Genomic DNA, 21492 nt, shown 5'->3' on the forward strand with positions numbered 1-21492 from the left:
AAGAGATCAGGCCATGATGGCCAAGTATCCACAACTTATCGGTTGTTCAGGCGGAGAAGAGCCTCGGATGAGGGTCTGTAGCTCAGCTGGTTAGAGCACCGTCTTGATAAGGCGGGGGTCGTTGGTTCGAACCCAACCAGACCCACCAATCAAGGGTTGCTCGAGACAGGGGGGCTGTAGCTCAGCTGGGAGAGCGGCGGCTTTGCAAGCCGTAGGTCGTCGGTTCGATCCCGACCAGCTCCACCAGGACTGTCCAAGCAACAGGTTCGAGAAGTAAGAGATGTCGATGGCGCTCGAAGATCGTGGCGTCGTCATCTCTTACTTCTTGGTCGGCAGCTTCGGCTGTCGCGCGTAGAGGTTTGCTCTTTAACAAAGTGGAAGAAGTGTAGTACGTACCGAGCCGGTGCGTACTGCAAGTTGTGTGATTGCATCGATCCAGGCTGAGCTTGTCAGCGCAGGCTGGATCGCACAAACGAGTTCGTTCCTGTACGCGGGCCTTCGGGATGGCAACATCGAAGAGGGTCCAAGGTTATAGGATCAAGCGACTAAGTGCATGTGGTGGATGCCTTGGCGATCACAGGCGATGAAGGACGTGTAAGCCTGCGAAAAGCGTGGGGGAGCTGGCAATAGAGCATTGATCCCACGATGTCCGAATGGGGAAACCCGGCCCGCAAGGGTCATCTCACACTGAATACATAGGTGTGTAGAGGCGAACCGAGCGAACTGAAACATCTAAGTAGCTCGAGGAAAAGAAATCAACCGAGATTCCGTAAGTAGTGGCGAGCGAACACGGAAGAGCCTGCACGACTAAACCATCAGCTTAGCAAAACGGTCTGGAAAGTCCGACGATACAGGGTGATAGTCCCGTATGCGAAAAGCCGGTGGCGGGTCTGAGCGTGCGACAAGTAGGGCGGGACACGAGAAATCCTGTCTGAAGATGGGGGGACCATCCTCCAAGGCTAAATACTCGTGATCGACCGATAGTGAACCAGTACCGTGAGGGAAAGGCGAAAAGAACCCCGGGAGGGGAGTGAAATAGATCCTGAAACCGCATGCATACAAACAGTGGGAGCCTCGAAAGGGGTGACTGCGTACCTTTTGTATAATGGGTCAGCGACTTACGTTCAGTTGCGAGCTTAACCGAATAGGGGAGGCGTAGCGAAAGCGAGTCTGATAAGGGCGTCAGAGTAGCTGGGCGTAGACCCGAAACCGGATGATCTATCCATGGCCAGGATGAAGGTGCCGTAACAGGTACTGGAGGTCCGAACCCACTAACGTTGAAAAGTTAGGGGATGAGCTGTGGATAGGGGTGAAAGGCTAAACAAATCCGGAAATAGCTGGTTCTCCCCGAAAACTATTTAGGTAGTGCGTCGTACGGACACTTGCGGGGGTAGAGCACTGTAATCGTTGGGGGGGTCATTGCGATCTACCCCGCGATAGCAAACTCCGAATACCGCAAAGTGATATACGGCAGACAGACATCGGGTGCTAACGTCCGGTGTCAAGAGGGAAACAACCCAGACCGCCAGCTAAGGTCCCAAATGCATGGCTAAGTGGCAAACGAGGTGGGAAGGCATAGACAGCTAGGAGGTTGGCTTAGAAGCAGCCATCCTTTAAAGAAAGCGTAATAGCTCACTAGTCGAGTCGTCCTGCGCGGAAGATGTAACGGGGCTCAAGCCATGAACCGAAGCTGCGGATGTGTCTTTGACACGTGGTAGGGGAGCGTTCCGTAAGCCTGCGAAGGTGTCTCGTAAGGGATGCTGGAGGTATCGGAAGTGCGAATGCTGACATGAGTAGCGATAAAGGGTGTGAAAAGCACCCTCGCCGTAAGCCCAAGGTTTCCTGCGCAACGTTCATCGGCGCAGGGTGAGTCGGCCCCTAAGGCGAGGCAGAAATGCGTAGTCGATGGGAAACAGGTCAATATTCCTGTACCGCTCTTAGATGCGATGGGGGGACGGAGAAGGTTAGCTCGGCCATCTGTTGGAATAGGTGGTTTAAGCGTGTAGTCGTGCCGCGTAGGCAAATCCGCGTGGCTTAGATGAGGCGTGATGACGAGGATCCTCGGATCCGAAGCGAGTGATACCCAGCTTCCAGGAAAAGCCTCTAAGCTTCAGTCTAAGAGTGACCGTACCGCAAACCGACACAGGTGGGCTGGTAGAGAATACCAAGGCGCTTGAGAGAACTCAGGAGAAGGAACTCGGCAAATTGATACCGTAACTTCGGGAGAAGGTATGCCCCTGGTACGTGAAGGCCCTCGCGGCCGGAGCGGAACGGGGTCGCAGAGAATCGGTGGCTGCGACTGTTTATTAAAAACACAGCACTCTGCAAACACGAAAGTGGACGTATAGGGTGTGACGCCTGCCCGGTGCCGGAAGGTTAAGTGATGGGGTGCAAGCTCTTGATCGAAGCCCCGGTAAACGGCGGCCGTAACTATAACGGTCCTAAGGTAGCGAAATTCCTTGTCGGGTAAGTTCCGACCTGCACGAATGGCGTAACGATGGCCACACTGTCTCCTCCTGAGACTCAGCGAAGTTGAAATGTTTGTGAAGATGCAATCTCCCCGCGGCTAGACGGAAAGACCCCATGAACCTTTACTGTAGCTTTGCATTGGACTTTGACGGGACTTGTGTAGGATAGGTGGGAGGCTTTGAAACCGGGACGCCAGTTCCGGTGGAGCCAACCTTGAAATACCACCCTGGTGTCGTCGAGGTTCTAACCCAGGCCTGTGAATCCAGGTCGGGGACCGTGCATGGTGGGCAGTTTGACTGGGGCGGTCTCCTCCCAAAAGGTAACGGAGGAGTACGAAGGTCACCTAGGTACGGTCGGACATCGTACTGATAGTGCAATGGCAAAAGGTGGCTTGACTGCGAGACCCACAAGTCGAGCAGGTGCGAAAGCAGGTCATAGTGATCCGGTGGTTCTGTATGGAAGGGCCATCGCTCAACGGATAAAAGGTACTCTGGGGATAACAGGCTGATTCCGCCCAAGAGTTCACATCGACGGCGGAGTTTGGCACCTCGATGTCGGCTCATCACATCCTGGGGCTGTAGCCGGTCCCAAGGGTATGGCTGTTCGCCATTTAAAGTGGTACGTGAGCTGGGTTTAAAACGTCGTGAGACAGTTTGGTCCCTATCTGCCGTGGGCGCTGGAAGTTTGAGAGGGCCTGCTCCTAGTACGAGAGGACCGGAGTGGACGCACCCCTGGTGTACCGGTTGTGACGCCAGTCGCATCGCCGGGTAGCTATGTGCGGAAGAGATAACCGCTGAAAGCATCTAAGCGGGAAACTCGCCTCAAGATGAGACTTCCCCGGGGCCTCGAGCCCCCTGAAGGGTCGTTGAAGACCACAACGTTGATAGGCCGGGTGTGTAAGCGTGGCAACACGTTCAGCTAACCGGTACTAATTGCCCGTGTGGCTTGATCCTATAACCTTCAAAACAAAACGAACTCAACCCCCTGGTTGCCAAAACAACGCAACCAGACAATCACACAACACTTCTTCCTAACTTTGGCCTGCAAACCACGCAGGCAACAAGTCAAAGTCTGACGACCATAGCTGTGTGGAACCACCCCTTCCCTTCCCGAACAGGACCGTGAAACGCACATGCGCCGATGATAGTGAGGTCCGCCCTCGTGAAAGTAGGTCATCGTCAGACTAACCACACCAACACAACGCCCCACGCACACATCCGTGCCTGGGGCGTCGTGCCGTCTACGCAGAACGCAGGGGTTGAGCCCCCGCGGATCCGTCGTAAGCACCCGGCAAACCCATCTTGTCGTGTCGCTCATGCGCAGGCGGCCGGCTGCCTGCGATGCGGCAGCAGCGCCCCGATCCGGCTATGGGGCTGCGTCGGCAGCCATTCGAGCACATCCTTCAGGTACGCAAAGGGCCCGTGCCCGTTGAGCTGCGCCGACTGATGGCGCGGGCGATGTCCGAGCGGTTGGGCACTTGGGTGCGCCGCGCGAGCAACCACGCATGCAGGCGTTCAAGGAGGGGGCGGGCCTTCACGTCCCGAAGGCGCTGCCGGGCGTCGATGTCCAGTTCGGCTGCCTCACGTTCGATCCCATACAGCTCACCGACGGCTTCGAGCGCCTGGCTCTTCGCTTGGGTGGTGAGATCGAAGAACTTGCGCCGCGCGTGCGCCATGCAGCCGGCTTCCTTCACGCGCAGGGCGATCAGCGCCCCTGGGTTCGGCGTAGTCGTCACAGATCAGCGTGCTGCGCCACTCACCCAGGAATGCCTGGGCGTGACGGCCTGCGCGGCTGTCGGCGGAGTCGTAGACCACCGCCTTGATCGGACCGAACGCCCCGACGCCGTAGGACCACAGGTAGGCGCGGTGCGTCTTGCCCGCACCCGGGTCGAGCATCACCACCGGGGGGCGTCCGCGTGCAGCACGGGGTGCGCCAGTACGCCGGCCTTGGGCGCATCGACCAGAGCGGCTGCAGATGCACGCCGCTCTGGCCCACCCACTGGGCCAGCGGCGATTGCGGGATCGCCAACCCGGCCCGACCGAAGATGCCTTCCTGCCGGTAGAGTGGCAAAAGGTCCTGATACCTCGCGACCAGCACTTGGACGAGCAGCCCGGCAGTCGGGATGCCCTTGTCGATGATGTGCGCCGGCACGGGTGCCTGCACGAGGGTCTCGCATGAATCGCACGCCCACTTGTCCCGGATGTGGCGCTCGACGGTGAAGTGGCCCGGGGTGTAGTCGAGCGTCTCGGCAACGTCCTTGCCGATGCGGCGCATCTGGCAGCCGCAGGCGCAGGTGGTCGAGTAGGGTTCGTCATGGATCTCGGTGGGCGGCTGCTCGGGCGGCAACGGATGCGCCGGGCCTGTCCCTTGGGCTGCTGGCTCTTGCTGGTATCCGGTTAAAGTTGCTCGAGCTCTTCGCTCATCGCCGCCAGGGCGGCCTAGGCGGTCTCCTCGAAGAGTTGCGCCTGCTCGGTGGAGAGGCGCTCGGCCTTCACGCCGGAGAGATGACGTTTGTGCAGCGCCAGCTCATGCGTGAGCCGCTCGATCTTGGTCTGGCGCCACACGAGCTCGCGCTCCTGACCGATGAGCAGGTGGCGCAAGGCATCGGCATCCAGTTGATCGAGGTCGGCGGGCAGCGGCCTGGAGCGGCCATTCGAGCTCAATGCGGGCGTTGCCACGCTGCGCTTCGAGGCGGATCGCCAACGTTTCGACGGCGGGAGCCACCTGCACGGCTACAAAGCCCGGCTCAGCCAATGGCGGGCGTTCAGCGCAGAGCGGCTTGCGAGGACTCGGTGGCTCGATGCCGCGCTCGCGCATCCAGCGGTGGACCCGGTTGGCGTTCAGGCCGTTGGCCAGAGCCAGGCCGGCCACCGAGACGCCGGGCTCACGACAGGCCGAGACCACAGACTGCTTGAAGGCTTCGCTGTGCGTGCGCCGACTCCGGCGCGGGATAACCACATCCATCGTGTCCACCATCGAACTTGATGGACACGATCTTCAATGGGATAAGCAGACGGCGGAAGGTGGGTTCGCCGGGGGCTTAGAGCTGGGTGGCGAGATTTCTGCAGGTGCCTCGCACGGCCTCTGCAGGGAGCCGCGCGAGGCGAGGGCATGCTCGATCAGGTGCGCGCCGGTACGAGGATTTCAGCCTCGCCATCCATGACCACCTTGTCTCCAACTGTGCAGACGGTCGAGAAAACCGCGCGGCGCTTCTCTGCCTTCAATTCCTTGACGGTGACACGCGCGACAACGGTGTCACCGATCTTGACGGGCGCCTTGAATTTCAGGCTCTGGGACAGGTAGATGCAGCCGGGGCCGGGCAGGCGGGTGCCGAAGACGGCCGAGATGAGGCCGGCGGAGAGCATTCCGTGGGCGATCCGGCCGCCGAACATCGTACTCGCAGCGAACTCCTCGTCCAGATGGACCGGGTTGGTGTCGCCCGATACGCCGGCGAACATCAGGATGTCGGCCTCGCTCACCGTACGTGAGACCGAGGCGGTACGGCCAATGTGAAGGTCCTCGAAACTGAGGCCGTAGACTTCGCTGAAATCGCGTTGAGCTTGAGTCATGTACTTCTCCTTGTGTGAAACGGTGCTCCGGTAACGGACCGACGCTACAAGCTTCGCATGCTAAAATCAACCTTGGATGCTGCGCTGCCGCATTTGCCGCAAGGCCAGGCGGGCGTTTCGTGCGATTTTGCTCGGTGTGCTCGAGGCGGTTTGCTCCACCCGCCCTCGCCGTGAAGTGAGTCACAGGTGTCCTGCCGGTGATTGTCTAAGCTTAGGCACGATCAGGAGCCGGGCGATCCCTCCGCGATAAGCACTCCCGGCGCCCAGGGTTCCGACCCTTCCCAACACATGCAGAGGCCCCTCGATGCTGAAGGTGTTCAGCCACTACCTTCCCACGCACACCCTGCAGCAGGTGCTGTTCGACGCCTTGACGCTTTTTGCGGTGGTGCTTGCAGCGGTTGCGGTACTCGTGACGCCGACAAGCGCGGTCGACTGGGCAATCTGCATTCCATCGGCGCTTACCTTCGCTGCAAGCATGATCGCCCTCAATGCGGCGATGGGTTTGTACCGACCGGTGTATCAGCGTTCCCATCGGCAGACCTTCGCGCGCGTCGCCCTGTCGCTGACCGTGAGCGTACCAGTGGCCTACCTCGTGTTCGGGCTGTTGCCGTGGTCCGAAATTGCCCCGCACTCCCTGCAGCTCAGCGTATTGCTGTTGCTCTGTTCGCTGTTGCTGGTCCGCGGGCTGGTCAATCAGCGCCAGGCCTCTGCCCTTTTCGTGCCGCGCGTGCTGATCGTGGGTACCGGCCGTGACGCGCGCATGGTGCAACAGGACCTGGTCCGTCCGCTGCAGCGCAGCGTGGAAGTGGTCGGCTTTCTTCCGGTGGGGGGAAACGAACGGGTCGAGGTGGAGCAGCACGCCGTGTTGCCACCGGGCAGCTTGCTGGAGGTGGTGCGCAACCTGCGTGTGGACGAGGTGATCGTCGCGGTGCGCGAACGTCGGGGGGGAGTGCTCTCCTTGCGCGAACTGCTGGACTGCAAGTTGCTCGGAACGCGCATCCTCGATCTGTCGACCTTCTTCGAGCGCGTGCAGGGGCAAGTGAGGCTGGATTCGCTGCGGGCGAGCTGGCTGATCTATGGTGACGGCTTCCGCCAAGGCTGGACGCGAACCTTCGTCAAGCGTTGTTTCGACCTCGTCGTCGGGACCGCGCTCCTGCTCGTGGCCTTGCCGATCATGGTGCTCACTGCGCTGTTGATCCTACTGGAGGATGGCGCGCCGATCTTTTACTCGCAGGAGCGTGTGGGACGCGGTGGGAAGCCGTTCCGTGTCATCAAGTTCCGCAGCATGCGGCGTGACGCCGAGAAGGACGGCAAGCCGCGGTGGGCGACTTCGAACGACGATCGAGTGACACGCGTCGGGCGTTTCATCCGCAAGCTGCGTATCGATGAGCTTCCGCAGCTGTTCAACGTGCTCAAGGGCGACATGAGTCTGGTCGGCCCGCGCCCGGAGCGCCCCTATTTTGTGGACCAGCTTACCCAGCAGATTCCGTTCTATGCGGTGCGGCACTGCGTCAAGCCCGGCGTCACCGGGTGGGCGCAGGTTCGTTACCAGTACGGGGCTTCGGTCGACGATGCCGCGGAGAAGCTCCAGTACGATCTGTATTACGTGAAGAACCACTCGCTGATCCTGGATACCCTTGTCCTCTTCGAGACGGTGAGGGTCGTCCTGACCGGTGAAGGCGCGCACTGAGCGGCCGCGTGAGACTGCGGGCTCGCTTGGACGGGGGTACGGCGCAGTTCGCACGAATGCGTGACAGGGGAGAGGGGCGTGCTTGAGGTTGCGATCTGGAGTTATGGGGTTGCGGCCGTAGCCTTCCTCATCTTCGCGCTGTACATCTTCCTCGCGTGGCGGGGCGCGCTGCCGGGTGGGGCCTTGTTCGCGGCCGTGGCGATTTCCGGTCTGTGGGCGGGTCTTTCGGCGCTCGAGGCCAGGGGCGCTTGGCCGTTTTCCGGTGCCCTCGCCGTCGCGCTCGATCTGCTCAGGGGCGCGGCCTGGTACGTGTTCCTGATTGTGCTGTCCCGCCCGTTGTGGGGGCGGTGGATGCGCTGGCCGGCGTATGTGGCGCTCGCGGTGGTGGTGGCGCAGGTGCTCGCGCTCGCGCTCGAGTCGGCGGGCGTCACCGGAGGGTTGCCGATCGCGCCGGCGATCGGTGCCTGGCTGATGCACGCGATCGTCGGCCTGATGCTTGTGGAACAGCTCTACCGGGGCATGCCCGCCGTCTCGCGCTGGGGTTTGAAGCCGCTTTGCCTCGCGCTGGCGGCGGGCTACATCTTCGAACTGTACCTCTTCGCCGATGCCCTCCTGTTCTCGCGCATCGATGCGGATGTCTGGGCAGCGCGCGGCATCGCGCACGCCCTGCTCATCCCGCTGATCGCAATCGCGGGGACGCGCAGTCCCTCATGGACCCTGCGGATGTCCGTATCGCGCGAGATCGTCTTCCATTCGACCGCGCTCGCCGGCGCCGGCCTCTATTTGCTCGTGATCGCCGCTGCGGCCTATTACGTGCGCTTCTTCGGCGGCGATTGGGGGCGCGCACTGCAGATGGCATTGCTCTTCGCCGGCCTGGTGGTCCTCGGCGCGCTGCTGTTTTCGGGCGCCGTGCGCGCGCGCCTGCGGGTCTTCATCAGCAAGCACCTCTTTCCGTACCGCTACGATTACCGGAGCGAGTGGTTGCGCTTCACCCAGGCCCTGTCGACCGTCGACCGCAGTCTCGATCTGGGTCAATCGGTCATCAAGGCGCTGTCGGATCTTGTCGAGAGCCCTGGAGGGGCGCTCTGGCTGGCCGATGCCTACGGCAAGTGCCGGCCGCATTCGCGCTTCAACCAGCCCCCGATCGACGTGGTCGAGGCGCTCGATTCGCCGCTGTGCGGGTTCCTTGCCCGCAGCGGCTGGGTGATCAACCTCGAGGAGTATCGCGTGCAGCCCGGACGCTACCAGGGTCTGGTGCTGCCGGACTGGCTGTCACGGCTCGACGAGGCATGGCTGGTGATCCCGCTGCAGACCGCCGAGCGCCTGATCGGCTTCGTCGTACTGGGTTCGCCGCGGACCCCCTTCGACATCGACTGGGAAGTCCTCGATCTCCTCAAGACGGCGCAGCGTCAGGCCGCAGGCTATCTGGACCGTATGCTCGCGGCCGAGGCCTTGCTGGAGGCACGCAAGTTCGACTCCTTCAACCGCATGTCGGCCTTCGTGGTCCATGACCTGAAGAACCTCGTCGCCCAGTTGTCGCTGATGCTCAAGAACGCCCAGCGCCACCGCGACAACCCCGAGTTCCAGCAAGACATGCTGGATACGGTGGCGAACGTCGAGGCGCGCATGCGCGGGCTGATGACGCAGTTGCAGGAGAAGCGCTCGATCGACCCGCCGCGCGCGGTGGATCTCCCCGCGCTGCTGCGCGCGGTGTGCGAGTCCAAGCGTGGCCAGTCGCCCGTGATCGAGCTCGTGTGCGCAGCCGCGGGGCCGGTGGAGGTCAGCGCCCACCCGCAGAGGCTGGAGAGAATCGTCGGTCATGTCGTGCAAAATGCACTGGATGCGACGCCACAGGATGGTAAGGTCACCTTGACTCTCGCAGCCGGGACGGACGGGCGGGCGAACGTGGTCGTCGAGGACAATGGATGCGGGATGACTGCAGAGTTCGTTCGCGAACGACTCTCGCGACCCTTCCAGACCACCAAGTCGAGCGGGATGGGGATCGGGGTCTACGAGACCCGGCAGTACCTCGAGGAAATCGGTGGTGCGCTGCACTACGATAGCGAGGTCGGGCGCGGGACGCGCGTCACCATCGAGCTTCCCCGCATCCGGCGCGAGGACGGGCAATTTACCGCGATGGGCACATAGACAGTGAATTCGACGCCAGACAAGCAGCGCACCCTCCTGATCGTGGAGGACGATCTCGCGCTGCAAAAGCAGATGCGCTGGGCATTCGACGCCTGCGAGACCGTGGTCGCTAGCGATCGCGAGAGCGCCATCGCGCAGCTACGCAAGCACGAACCCGCGGTGGTCACGATGGATCTCGGTCTGCCGCCTGCGCCCGACGATGTGAGCGAGGGGTTCAAGCTCCTGCGCGAGATCCTCACGCTCGCGCCCGACACCAAGGTCATCGTGCTCACGGGTCAGCACGACCGCGAGAACGCGGTGAAGGCCGTGGGCTTGGGCGCCTACGACTTCTTCGCCAAGCCCTTCGAGCCCGAACTGCTCAATCTCACCATCGAGCGTGCCTTCCGCATGCACGACCTGCAGATGGAGAACGCGCGCCTTGCCGCGCTCGAGGGCAGCCCGCTCTCCGGCCTGCTCACCCGCGACCCCGGCATGCTCAAGATCTGCCGCACGATCGAGAAGCTCGCCTCCGCCTCGGCCACCGTTGCCCTGCTCGGCGAGAGCGGTACCGGCAAGGAGATCCTCGCGCGCGGCCTGCATATGTTGTCGACACGGGCGCGCGAGCGCTTCATCGCGATCAACTGCGCCGCCATCCCCGACACCCTCCTCGAGAGCGAACTCTTCGGCTACGAGAAAGGTGCCTTCACCGGCGCGGTGCGCCAGACCCTCGGCAAGATCGAGACCGCCAACGGCGGAACGCTCTTCCTCGACGAGATCGGCGACCTGCCGCTCGCGCTCCAGGCCAAGCTGCTGCGTTTCCTGCAGGAGCGCTCGATCGAGCGCATCGGCGGGCGCGAGGAGATCCCGGTCGACGTGCGCATCGTGTGCGCAACGCACCGCGATCTCAAGGCGCAGATCCAGGCCGGCGCGTTTCGCGAGGACCTCTACTACCGGCTTGCCGAGATCGTCATCGAGATTCCCGCCTTGCGCGAGCGCGAGGGCGACGCGACCTACCTCGCACACGCCTTCGTGCAGCGTTTCGCCAAGGAAAACGGCCGCCGCGCGCCGATGCTCACGGACGACGCCCTGTCGGCGATCGAAGCCCATCGCTGGCCGGGCAACGTGCGCGAGCTCGAGAACTGCATCAAGCGCGCCGTGATCATGGCTGACGGCGACTGCATTACCGCAGAGGATCTGGGCCTCGCCGCTGGCGACGAGGAGCTGTCGATCTTCAATCTCCGCCAGGTGCGCGAGGAGGCCGAACGCGCCGCCGTCCTCAAGGTCATCGCCCGCACCAACGGCAACATCGCGCGCGCCGCCGAGATCCTCGGCGTCAGCCGCCCGTCCCTCTATGATCTGCTCGGTCGTTTTGGTCTCAAAAAGGAGAATGGTTCGTGAGCCAAGTCCGTAGTCGTCGTTCGCGCTGGTCAGGCCGTGCCGCATCCGGTGTCGCCGCTGCAGCCCTTTCGGTCATGCTGCTCGCCGGCTGCAGCGAGACGCCCGAAGAGATGGTGGTCTCGGCGAAGGCCTTCATCGAGAAGCAGGATCTGGACGCCGCCAGCATCCAGCTCAAGAACGCCCTGCAACAGAACGGCAACCTCGCCGAGGCGCGCTTCCTGCTCGGCCGGATCAATCTGCGCCAGGGCAACGTAGCTGGTGGAGTCAAGGAGTTGCAACGTGCGCTCGAGTTGGGCCATCCGCGCGATGTGGTGGCGGTCGAACTTGCGCCGGCGCTGGTCGCAGCGGGCGAGGTGGACAAGCTCTTCGCCGAGTTCGGCGACCCGCGCGTGAGCGAACCCAAGGCGCGTGCGGCGGTCCTGGCGTCGCTCGGCGACGCTCACATGACCAGACGCGAGATCGACAAGGCGCGCGCCTCCTATCTCGAGGCGATCGCCGCCGCGCCCGATGAGCCGTGGAGCCGCATCGGCCTCGCCCGCACCACCGCCGTCAAAGGGGATCTCGTCGCAGCCGAGGGGGAGGTTCGCGAGGCGCTCAAGCGCACGCCGGACGCGGCTGAAGCGCACGCGCTGCTGGCCGACCTGCTGCTCGCGCAAGGACGTGTTCCCGAGGGCGTCGAGTCCCTGCGCGAAGTCGTGCGCCTGCAGCCGAAGTCGGTCAATGGCCACTTCGCCCTCGTCAGCCAGTTGCTGCGCAGCGGCGACATGGCCGCGGCCGACGCCGCGCTCGAGAACATGCGTTCGGTTGCGGCAGCGCATCCTTTCACCCGCTATCTGGTGGCCCTTAAGCAGTTCCGCGAGAACCGCCTGAACGAGGCCCGCGACACCGTCATGCAGGTGCTCAAGGACGCACCGCAGTTCCTCCCCGCGGACCTGCTTGCGGGCACGGTGCTCGTGCGCCTGAACGATCACGCCCTCGGGCGCACGCACCTCGAACGCGTGCTGCAGGCGGCGCCGCGGCACCTGGGGGCACGTCAGACCCTGATCCTCTCTCACCTCGCCACGGGCGAGGCGAAGCGCGCGCTCGAGCTCCTGCAGCCGCTGCTTCAGGTCACCGAGCGGAATCCCCGCCTGCTCGGGCTGGCGGGCCAGGTCTTTCTCGCGAACGGTGACTTCGAGCGTTCGGAGGAATACTTCGAACTTGCATCGAAAGCCAATCCCGACGACCCGGGCGTGCGCATGCGGCTCGGTGTGGCGCGAATGGCCGGGGGCGACGTGGAGAGCGCTTTCCAGGATCTCGCCAACGCGGCGCGCATGGACGAGACCGGCATCCAGGCCGATCTTGCGCTGGTGGTCGGCCACCTGCGGCGTGGCGAAACCGAGAAGGCGCTCGCCGCCCAGGCCGAGCTCGAGCGCAAGCAGCCGGACAACGCGCTCGTGCACAATCTGCGTGGCGGGCTGATGCTCGCCAAGCGCGATCTCCTGGCGGCTCGCGCCGCGTTCGAGAAAGCGCTCGCCAAGCAGCCCGGCTACCTCGCTGCGGCGGTCAATCTGGCGCGTCTCGACCTTGCCGAGCGCAAGCCGCAGGATGCGATCGGCCGTATCAGGTCGGTGGTGGAGCGTGATCCGAAGAGCGTCGAGGCGCTCCTGACCCTCGCCGACATGCAGCGTGCGACGGGTGCGGCACCGGCAGAGGTGCTGGCCACGCTGGAGCGCGCCGAGGCGGTGTCGCCCGGCGGCGTTGCCGCGAACCTCGCCATCATCCAGCACCGACTTGCGCAGCGGCAGACCGCCGAGGCGCTGCAGGTGGCCCAGAAGGTCGCCGCGGCGCACCCGAACGAGGCGCGCGTGATCGATGCCCTCGCCCGGACCCGGCTTGCCGCGGGTGACAGTCAGCAGGCCGTCGCCGCACTCAATCGCCTGGTCGCGCTGCAGCCGGAGTCGCCCGCACCGCTGATCGCACTTGCCGACCTCCACCGATTGCTAAAGGACAATTCCGCAGCCGAGCAAGCCTTGCGCAAGGCCGTCAATCTGGCTCCCGACGCCGTGGAGGTGCGCCAGCGCCTGATCGCCCTCGCGCTCGAACGCGGCGACGTCCCGGGAGCACTTCGTCTCGCGCGCGAGGTCCAGGCCCGGAGTGCCGATGGCCCGCTGGGCTATCTCCTCGAGGGCGATGTGCATGCCGCGGGCGAAAAATGGGCCGAGGCGGCGGTCGCCTACCGGAAGGGGGTCGACCGCAAGGGAGGCGGACAGGCCGTGGTTCGACTGCACTCGTCGCTCGTGAAGCTTTCGCGCAAGGACGAGGCCGCGCGCGTGGCCAACGAGTGGATGAAGGCGAACCCGACCGACCTGGTGTTGCGTACCTACCTCGCCGAGACGGCCCTTGGCGAGAAACGCTACGACGACGCCGTCAAGCTTTTCACCCGGATCCACGAGCTCGCACCGCAGAATCCGATCATCCTGAACAACCTGGCCTGGGCGGCCAACGAGGTGAAGGATCCGAAGGCGCTGGAGTACGCGGAGCAGGCGCTGCGGCTCGCGCCCGAGAATCCGGCGATCATCGATACCGTCGGCACCATCCAGGTGGAACGCGGTGCAGTGGATGCCGGCCTGGCAAACCTGCGCCGGGCCGTTTCGATCGGCCCCGACCTGCTGCCCTTGCAGCTCAACCTCGCGCGGGCGCTGGTCAAGGCCGGGAAGAAGGATGAGGCGCGCACGCAGCTACAGGCCCTGATGCCCCGTCTCAAGGATGGCACGCCGATGCATCAGCAGGCCGCCGCGCTGATGAAGGAGCTCTGATCTCCCGCGGGGCGGTGCAGAACCACGAGCAGCCACCCGCTTGCGCTTGCCGCTGCCGCGCCGTGGGCCGGTGCGGCGGCGTCGCGCCCGGGATGGAGAGGCGGGCGGGATTGTCAGGGCCGCCCGCTCTGTGCGATAAGGAAGCATGAACACGCGCAAGAACAGCACATCGCTTGCCGGTCGGACCGCGAGGCTCGCCTCGCGGGCGCGTGGGCGCGCGCGTGGCGTGCTCGCCGTGGCGCTCGCCTTGGCGTGGACCGCTCCCGCAGCAGCGGGGGAAGCCGCGTTCGAGCGCGCGCTCGCCGAGCAGGCACGCTACCTCGCCACCGAGGCGCTGGCCTACGAGCACGGCGAGGGCGTGCCGCGCGACCAGCCTTATGCCGCGCTGCTGTATTGCGAATCCGCCCGCCTCGGTGATGGCGAGGGCATGTATGCGCTCGGCTGGATGTACGCCAACGGCCGTGGTGTCGAGCGCAACGACGCCTACGCCGGCACGCTCTTCGCCATGGCTGCCGCGAAAGGCGACGCACACGCGGAGCGCATGCTGCGCTACACCGGCGAATACACCGGTGCGGTGCCCGACTGCCTGCACACGCCCTCGAGCCAGATCGTGCAGCGCTGGCCGGTCGAGGCGCTGATCGCGCGCCTGCCTGCAGCCCGCCAGGCGGTCGCGCGCATGCTCGCCGAGCTTGCGCCCAAATATGGCGTCCAGCCCGAATTCGCGCTCGCGATCGGGCTCACCGAGTCGGCCCTCAATCCGCAGGCGCTCTCGCCCAAGAACGCGATGGGCGTCATGCAACTGATCCCTGCCACCGCCGAGCGCTTCAACGTCGGCAAGCCCTACGACCCCGAGCAGAACATCCGCGGCGGCCTGGCCTACCTGCGCTGGCTGCTGGCCTATTTCGAGGGCGACATCGCGCTCGCCGCTGCCGGCTACAACGCCGGCGAGGGCGCGGTGGACCGCTACCGGGGCGTGCCGCCCTATCGCGAGACGCGTGCCTATGTCGAGCGCATCCTGCGCCACGTCGGCCAGGATCGGCATCCCTACGACAGCCGCGTGGTCGCGCCCAGCCCGATGCTGCGCAAGCTCCGGCTGGCCCTCGAACAGGAACACGAGTCTTGAGTCGCGGCGCGATCAGGTCGGCGCGGCGCCGCCTGCTGGCCTGCGCGCTGGCGGTTCCGCTGGCGCTCGCCCTCGTTCCCGACGCGCGCGCCGACCTCGTCTCCACGCTCGCGCGCGTCAAGCCCTCGGTGGTCGGAGTCGGTACCTATCAGCGTACGCGCAGCCCAGCCTTCGTGTTCCGCGGCACCGGCTTTGCGGTCGGCGACGGCATGTCGATCGCCACCAACGCGCACGTCCTGCCCGAGCAGGTCGACAGCGCGAAGCTGGAGCAACTCGTGGTCGTGCTGCCCGGCGACGGCCTCACCGGAGCGGTGCGACCCGTGCGGGTCGTGGCCAGCGAACGGGCGCAGGACCTGGCCCTGCTGCGTCTCGAGAGCGGTCCTGCGCTGCCGGCGCTACGCCTCGCGGGCAGCGCCGGGGTGGTCGAGGGGCAGGAGGTCGCCTTCACCGGCTTCCCCATCGGCGCCGTGCTCGGCATGACCCCGGTGACGCATCGCGGCATCGTCTCGGCGATCACGCCGATCGCCATCCCGCAGGCCAATTCGCGCGACCTCGACCCGGCGCTGATCCGCCGCCTCGCCACCGACCCCTTCCGGGTGTACCAGCTCGACGCCACCGCTTATCCCGGCAACAGCGGCAGTCCGCTCTACGACCCCGCCACGGGTGAGGTCATCGGCGTGCTCAACATGGTGTTCGTGAAGTCGACCAAGGAGAAGGTGCTCTCCGACCCGTCGGGCATCAGCTACGCGATTCCGGTCGAATACCTCCACCGCCTGATCGCATCCCAGCGCTAGCCGCCCCCCGGCAGAAGATCAGGCCTCTCCCAGGATCTCGTCGGCGAGCGCTGCCGGGCTCGCCGCCGCGCGCCAGTGCGGCGCCATCTCGCCCGCCTCCAGGCTGCCGTAGCCCCAGGTCGCTGCGATGAAGGGTAGCTGGTTGGCGTCGGCCGATTCGCCGTCTTCGCTGCGATCGCCGACATAGACCGCGTCGGTGCGGGCGATGCCGCGATCCTGCAGCAGGCGCGCGATCATCGCCGCCTTGTCGGGCAGGCGCGGCTCGAACAGATCGAGCGCATACACCGCGGCAAAATGCCCGCTCCAGCCCAGGTGCTCCAGGATCAGCCGGGTCGGCAGCAGGCGCTTGTTGGTCGCGATCGACAGCGTGCAGCCGGCTGCGGTGATGCGGCGCAGCATCGCGTCGACCCCGGCGTAGGCAGCGGTCTGGCGGTAGCCGCGGCTGTCGTAGCTCGCCTTGAAGCCGGCCGCGAGCGCGTCGATCACCACGGCATCGGCGGTCCCGGCGAGCATGCGCAGGGTTTCGAGCAGCGGCGGGCCGACGATGCCCGCGTCGATCGCGATCACCGGCTGGTGACCGGTGCTGGCGAAGGCGTCGCGGTAGCTCGCGAGGATGGCGGGGGCGGAGTCGATCAGGGTGCCGTCGAGGTCGAACAACACCTGGGAGTAGCGGGGCATCGGGCTTGAGCGGTCGGAAAGCGCGTCCGGTCCCCGAATCGAGCGCCTGTCGGGCAAGCGGCCCCAACTGTCGTCTACAACACCGAAATCGCGAATGAGTGGTCCCGTCACCAGGAATCGAACCTGGATCTGGCGCTTAGGAGGCGCCCGTTCTATCCATTGAACTATGACGAGGACTCGGGGACGGCATTCTAGCCGTTCGGCGGCGTCGGACCAAGTGCGGGCTCGTCCGCGCGCGGCGGGAACAGGAAGGCGTGCGGCGTGCGCAGCAGGCGGCGCAACAGCAGGCCGCCGAGCGAGCGGCTCTGTGCGAAGGTGATGCGGCGCGCGCGCATCGCCACGCTCAGCGTCAGCGAGAAGCTGACCGCCAGGTTGGTCAGGCCGATCAGCAGCACGCCGGCGAAGGCGATCGCCGCGGTCGTCAGCGGGATCGAGAAGTCCAGCGCCGCCGCGGCGTAGCCGAGATAGGCCGACGAGAAGGCGATGTGGCGGATGTCGATCGGCAGGCCGAACAGCACGCCCAGCCCGGTGGCGCCGCCGAGCAGGAAGCCGAAGAAGAAATTGCCGACGAGGGCGCCGATGTTCTGCTCGACGTAGTCCGCGAGCTTGCGCACGCGGCGCTCGCCGAGCAGGCGGCGCAGGCCGCGCAGCTGGGTGAGCCGCTGCGGAATGCGGTTGTAGGCCGAGAGGTTGTCGTAATAGGCGGCGATCAGCCCCGACGTGAACAGGCACACGCCTGCGATCGCGGCGAAGAACAGCGCGCCGCCCAGCGGGTGGATCTCGTCCAGCAGCTTGTGCGCCTTCTCCGGGGGGATGAAATGGCTGCCGGTGCCGAGGTGGATCAGCACGCCCACGCCGATCGCCACCGGGATCGCCACCCCGATGTTGCCCAGGATGGCGCCGATCTGGCTGCGGATCGTGCGCACGATCAGGTCGGCGAGTGCCTCCAGGTCGCGCGTCTTGCCTTTGGCCTCGCCGATCGAGGCGGCGATCGCGTTCGCGGTCATCGCCGGCTGCTTGGTCGCGACCGTGCCGCCGAGCATGTGGATCAGCATGAAGCCGAGGCCGTAGTTCAGGCAGAAGGACAGCAGCTCGTTGAGCGGCGCCATGCCCTGGCTGCCGAGCACGAGCTTGTTCGCCGCCATGAAGGCGATGATCAGCCCGCCGAGCGCGGCCGATGCGAACAGCCCGAAATACTCGCTGCGCGAACTGGTGATGTAGTGCTCGCCGGTGCGGCTCGCGCTCTCGGTCATGCGCAGCGACAGCAGCTCGACGTTCTGGCTCCAGTAGTCGGAGAGGATGTTCTTGCGGCACTCGGCGCGCACCAGGGTCTTGAACAGGCGAACGATGCGCGGCGCGGCGTCCTCGACCACGCGTCGGGTGCGCAGCTCGCCGAGCAGGGCGATCAGGTCGTGGATGCGCTCGAGGTGCTGGCGCAGGCGCTCGAGCTTGAAGGTCAGCGTCAGGCTGGTACCCACCCGCATCGCGCGCTTGCGCACCCGCTGCAGCACCTCGTCGCACTGGTCCAGCATCACGGTCAGGTGCTTGTCGTCGGCGATCAGCGCGCCAGGCGTCGTCCACCATTCCTTGTAGTGGCCGATGTAGGCGAGCAGCTCGGCGTTCTGCGCGAGGAAGGGGGACTCGTGCTCCTCGAGGTTGGGGTCGATGCGCACCAGCTCGCGATCGAGCCCGATCGCCGAGACGTGGAAGGACAGCACGCGCAGCGACTCGAGGATCTCGCCCACCGCGCTCGGCAGCGGGCTGGCGTCCTCCTCGAACATCGGTGTCTGGTGACCGACCAGCAGGCGCAGGAAGTCCTGCCAGTCCTGGTCCGGGATGGCGCGCACCCAGACCTCGTCATCCACGCGGTGAAAGACTGCGGAGAGGAGGTCCTTGAGGTGGGTGGTGTCGAGCAGCTCGGGCAGCATGCGGCTGCCGAAGCGGCGCGAGGTCTCGGAAAAGAAACCCGTCGAGGGCAGCAGGCCCGAGGAGACGTACATCGTGACCTGCTTGCGCTCGGCGAACAGTTCCAGCACCGCCTTGCGCAGGTTCGCCAGCAGGTCGGTGCGGCGCGCGAGCAGGTTGCCGAGCTCACGCAGGTTCGCGCCGGCCTGGTCGGCCTCGGTCGGGCGCGCGGGGCGCAGCTTGTCCACCAGCGCGGACCACAGCCGGACCGGGTCCTGGTCGGCCTGGCCGAAGCGTTCGAGCAGTTTTTCCATTCGTTTCCCGTGTTCCGTATCCGCCTCGCGTCCGCGCCGGGCGTGGCCCTCGCGTCCCGATCGGGTCGCCGCGCGGCGCTTTTGTGCACTGCATTATGCGGGATTCCGCCCGAGCCGCCAGTGCGGGGCTAGAATCGCCACCCCGATCCGACTCGCGGCCCGCGTGCCGTGCCCGCCAAGATGCCGCTCCTCGCCGTAGAGAACGCCTGCCTCGCCTTCGGTCACGTCGACCTGCTCGATCACGTGAGTTTCCAGCTCGATGCCGGGGAGCGCGTGGCGCTCATCGGGCGCAACGGCTCGGGCAAGTCCAGCCTGCTGCGGGCGCTCGCCGGCCAGGCGGCGCTCGATGATGGCACGGTGTGGCGGGAGGCCGAAATGGTCACCGCCTACGTGCCGCAGGAGCCGGATTTCGAGCTCGAGCGCGACGTCTTCGAGACCATCGCCGATGGCCTGGGCGCCGCGGCCCGCCTGCTGGTCGATTACCACGCCGCCATGCTGGAGGTCTCCGAGCACGCCAGCCCCGCGGCGCTGGCCCGCCTCGACGGCCTGCAGCATGCGGTCGAGGCCGCCGGCGGCTGGCGGCTCAACCAGCGTGTCGAGCAGGTGGTGGCCCGTCTCGGACTCGACCCGGCGGCAAAGGTTTCCAGCCTCTCCGGTGGCGGGGTCAAGCGCGTGGCGCTGGCGCGCGCCCTGGTGGCCGAGCCCGACCTGCTGCTGCTCGACGAACCCACCAACCACCTCGACCTCGACGGCATCCTGTGGCTGGAAGGCCTGATCCGCGACTTTCGCGGTGCGGTCATCGTCATCACCCACGACCGCGTCTTCCTCGACAACGTTGCCACCCGCATCATCGAGCTCGACCGCGGCAAGCTGGCGAGCTACCCGGGGCGCTTCTCCGACTACCAGCGCCGCAAGGCCGAGGAGCTCGAGGCCGAGGCGAAGGCCGCCGCGCGCTTCGACAAGTTCCTCGCCCAGGAGGAGGTGTGGATCCGCAAGGGCGTGGAGGCCCGCCGCACCCGCAACGAAGGCCGCGTGCGCCGGCTCGAGGCCCTGCGGCGCGAGCGCGCCGCGCGTCGCGACCGTCTCGGCGACGTCAGCCTGGCGGTGGACACCGGCGACAAGAGCGGCCAGATGGTCGCCGAGCTCACCCATGTGTCCAAGCGCTATGGCGACAAGGTGGTGGTGCGCGACTTCTCCACCCGCATCCTGCGCGGTGACCGCATCGGCTTCATCGGCCCCAATGGCGCCGGCAAGACCACGCTGCTGAAGCTCATCCTCGGCGAGGTCCAGCCCGACGCGGGCACGGTGCGCCGCGGCACGCGGCAGACCGTGGCCTACTTCGACCAGCTGCGCGCCCAGCTCGACCCCGAGCTGCCGCTCACCGAGGTCATCAGCCCGGGCTCGGATTTCGTCGAGATCGGCGGCGAGAAGAAGCACGTCATCGGCTATCTCGGCGATTTCCTGTTCGCGCCACAGCGTGCGCGCTCGCCGGTCAAGTCGCTCTCCGGCGGCGAGCGCAACCGCCTGCTGCTGGCGCGCCTGTTCGCGCGCCCGGCCAACGTGCTGGTGCTCGACGAGCCGACCAACGACCTCGACATCGAGACGCTGGACCTGCTCGAGGAACTGCTCGCCGGCTACGACGGCACGCTCTTCCTCGTCAGCCACGATCGCGCCTTCCTCGACAACGTGGTCACCCAGGTGATCGCCGCGGAGGGCGATGGGCATTGGAGCGAGTACGCCGGCGGTTACGGCGACTGGCAGCGCGTTCAGGCCCGGCGCGCCGAGGAGGCCGCCGCGCGCGAGGCCACGGCGCGCGAGACGGCGAAGCGCAGCGCCCCGCCCGCGGACAAGGCGCGCGCCGCCGAGGCCAGGGCGGCGAGTCGCCCCACCAAGCTCTCCTTCAACGAGAAGCGCGAACTCGAGGCCTTGCCCGAGCGCATCGCCGCTCTCGAGGACGAGCAGACCGCGCTGCACGCGCGCATGGCCGATCCGGCGCTGTACCAGAACGCCCCGCAGGAGGTCGCGCAGATCAAGGCCCGCCTCGAGGCGCTCGACGGCGAGATCGAGACCGCGATGCTGCGCTGGGAAGCGCTCGAGTCGCGCGCGGCAGGTTGAGCGCGGGGCGGGCCGCGGCGCGGATGGTCCGCGCAGCAATCGCGACTGGCGTCGCGCCTACGAAACCGCCGCCGCGAAGACCGCCGCGCTTGCGGAGTCGCGGTGTGATCGCGACTTGCGTCGCGCCTGCGAAAAACGTCGCCGCGAAGACCGCCGCGATTACGGAGCCGCGCCGTAATCGCGACTTGCGTCGCTCCTATGAAAGACGTCACTGCGAAGACCACTGCGCTTGCGGAGCTGCGGCGCGGTCGCGACTTGCGTCGCGCCTACGAAAAACGTCGCCACGAAGACCGCCGCGCTTGCAGAGCTGCGGCGCGGTCGCGACTTGCGTCGCGCCTGCGAAAAACGTCGCCGCGAAGACCGCCGCGCTTGCGGAGTCGCGGCGTAGGAGCGACGCAAGTCGCGATCCACGGTGACGAACCGTCCACCGTGCCGGGCAAGGGCGCCGCGACTTCTGCGGCCCGCGCTAGTGTAGTGCTGCGTTCTTGAAAAGACTTAACGGATGATGTCCG

At 65.8% G+C, this 21492-nt stretch carries 10 protein-coding genes, 3 tRNA genes, 2 rRNA genes and 1 pseudogene; 11 read left to right on the forward strand and 5 right to left on the reverse strand.

What is annotated here, in order from left to right; genetic code table 11:
* Positions 1 to 71 precede the first annotated feature (71 nt).
* From PO78_RS15755 to rrf, 4 genes are all read left to right on the forward strand, one after another.
* A tRNA-Ile gene (locus PO78_RS15755) sits at positions 72 to 148 on the forward strand.
* Between the two features lie 22 nt (positions 149 to 170).
* Positions 171 to 246 (forward strand) — tRNA-Ala (locus PO78_RS15760).
* Between the two features lie 289 nt (positions 247 to 535).
* A 23S ribosomal RNA gene (locus tag PO78_RS15765) occupies positions 536 to 3422 on the forward strand.
* Between the two features lie 117 nt (positions 3423 to 3539).
* Positions 3540 to 3653, forward strand: a 5S ribosomal RNA gene (gene rrf, locus PO78_RS15770).
* A 129-nt stretch (positions 3654 to 3782) separates the two neighbouring features.
* Here the strand turns inward: rrf and tnpC are convergent.
* Together tnpC and PO78_RS15785 are read right to left on the reverse strand one after the other, a co-directional pair.
* A pseudogene (tnpC, locus tag PO78_RS22460) lies at positions 3783 to 5105 on the reverse strand (IS66 family transposase).
* A gap of 483 nt (positions 5106 to 5588) precedes the next feature.
* Positions 5589 to 6038, reverse strand: a complete 450-nt coding sequence (locus PO78_RS15785) for a MaoC family dehydratase (protein ID WP_004313762.1) — start codon at positions 6036 to 6038, stop codon at positions 5589 to 5591.
* A 304-nt stretch (positions 6039 to 6342) separates the two neighbouring features.
* Here PO78_RS15785 and PO78_RS15790 point away from each other — a divergent pair, with 304 nt between their 5' ends.
* The 6 genes from PO78_RS15790 to PO78_RS15815 all read left to right on the forward strand — a co-directional run bounded on the left by PO78_RS15790 (position 6343) and on the right by PO78_RS15815 (position 15968).
* The gene (locus tag PO78_RS15790; RefSeq protein WP_004313763.1) at positions 6343 to 7728 is read left to right on the forward strand and encodes a TIGR03013 family XrtA/PEP-CTERM system glycosyltransferase; all 1386 of its coding nucleotides are present in this window, start codon (positions 6343 to 6345) and stop codon (positions 7726 to 7728) included.
* Positions 7729 to 7806: 78 nt separating this feature from the next.
* The gene (gene prsK / locus PO78_RS15795; protein ID WP_043745075.1) at positions 7807 to 9876 is read left to right on the forward strand and encodes an XrtA/PEP-CTERM system histidine kinase PrsK; all 2070 of its coding nucleotides are present in this window, start codon (positions 7807 to 7809) and stop codon (positions 9874 to 9876) included.
* Between the two features lie 3 nt (positions 9877 to 9879).
* The gene (gene prsR / locus PO78_RS15800; protein WP_231570745.1) at positions 9880 to 11253 is read left to right on the forward strand and encodes a PEP-CTERM-box response regulator transcription factor; all 1374 of its coding nucleotides are present in this window, start codon (positions 9880 to 9882) and stop codon (positions 11251 to 11253) included.
* Positions 11250 to 14051, forward strand: a complete 2802-nt coding sequence (gene prsT / locus PO78_RS15805; RefSeq protein ID WP_043745078.1) for an XrtA/PEP-CTERM system TPR-repeat protein PrsT — start codon at positions 11250 to 11252, stop codon at positions 14049 to 14051. Before prsR ends, prsT begins: the two co-directional genes overlap by 4 nt.
* Before the next feature lie 145 nt (positions 14052 to 14196).
* The gene (locus PO78_RS15810) at positions 14197 to 15174 is read left to right on the forward strand and encodes a lytic transglycosylase domain-containing protein (RefSeq protein WP_156147828.1); all 978 of its coding nucleotides are present in this window, start codon (positions 14197 to 14199) and stop codon (positions 15172 to 15174) included.
* Positions 15171 to 15968, forward strand: a complete 798-nt coding sequence (locus tag PO78_RS15815) for a S1 family peptidase (protein ID WP_043745081.1) — start codon at positions 15171 to 15173, stop codon at positions 15966 to 15968. The genes PO78_RS15810 and PO78_RS15815 overlap by 4 nt, the downstream gene beginning before the upstream one ends.
* An 18-nt stretch (positions 15969 to 15986) precedes the next feature.
* On the opposite strand, the gene PO78_RS15820 is transcribed toward PO78_RS15815, so the two are convergent.
* The 3 genes from PO78_RS15820 to PO78_RS15830 form a co-directional block, all read right to left on the reverse strand.
* On the reverse strand, positions 15987 to 16646 hold the full coding sequence (locus tag PO78_RS15820; RefSeq protein ID WP_043745083.1) for an HAD family hydrolase: 660 nt from the start codon (positions 16644 to 16646) through the stop codon (positions 15987 to 15989).
* Positions 16647 to 16745: 99 nt separating this feature from the next.
* Positions 16746 to 16820 (reverse strand) — tRNA-Arg (locus tag PO78_RS15825).
* Positions 16821 to 16837: 17 nt separating this feature from the next.
* Positions 16838 to 18865, reverse strand: coding sequence for a site-specific recombinase (locus tag PO78_RS15830; protein ID WP_043745086.1), 2028 nt, complete (start codon positions 18863 to 18865; stop codon positions 16838 to 16840).
* Between the two features lie 180 nt (positions 18866 to 19045).
* Between PO78_RS15830 and PO78_RS15835 the strand changes: the two genes are divergently transcribed.
* Positions 19046 to 20980 (forward strand): ATP-binding cassette domain-containing protein, encoded by a 1935-nt coding sequence (locus PO78_RS15835; RefSeq protein WP_043745584.1) that lies wholly within the window; start codon positions 19046 to 19048, stop codon positions 20978 to 20980.
* Positions 20981 to 21492: the final 512 nt, after the last annotated feature.

This window comes from Thauera sp. SWB20 (assembly GCF_000831325.1).
In the GTDB taxonomy this organism is placed as follows: domain Bacteria; phylum Pseudomonadota; class Gammaproteobacteria; order Burkholderiales; family Rhodocyclaceae; genus Thauera; species Thauera aminoaromatica.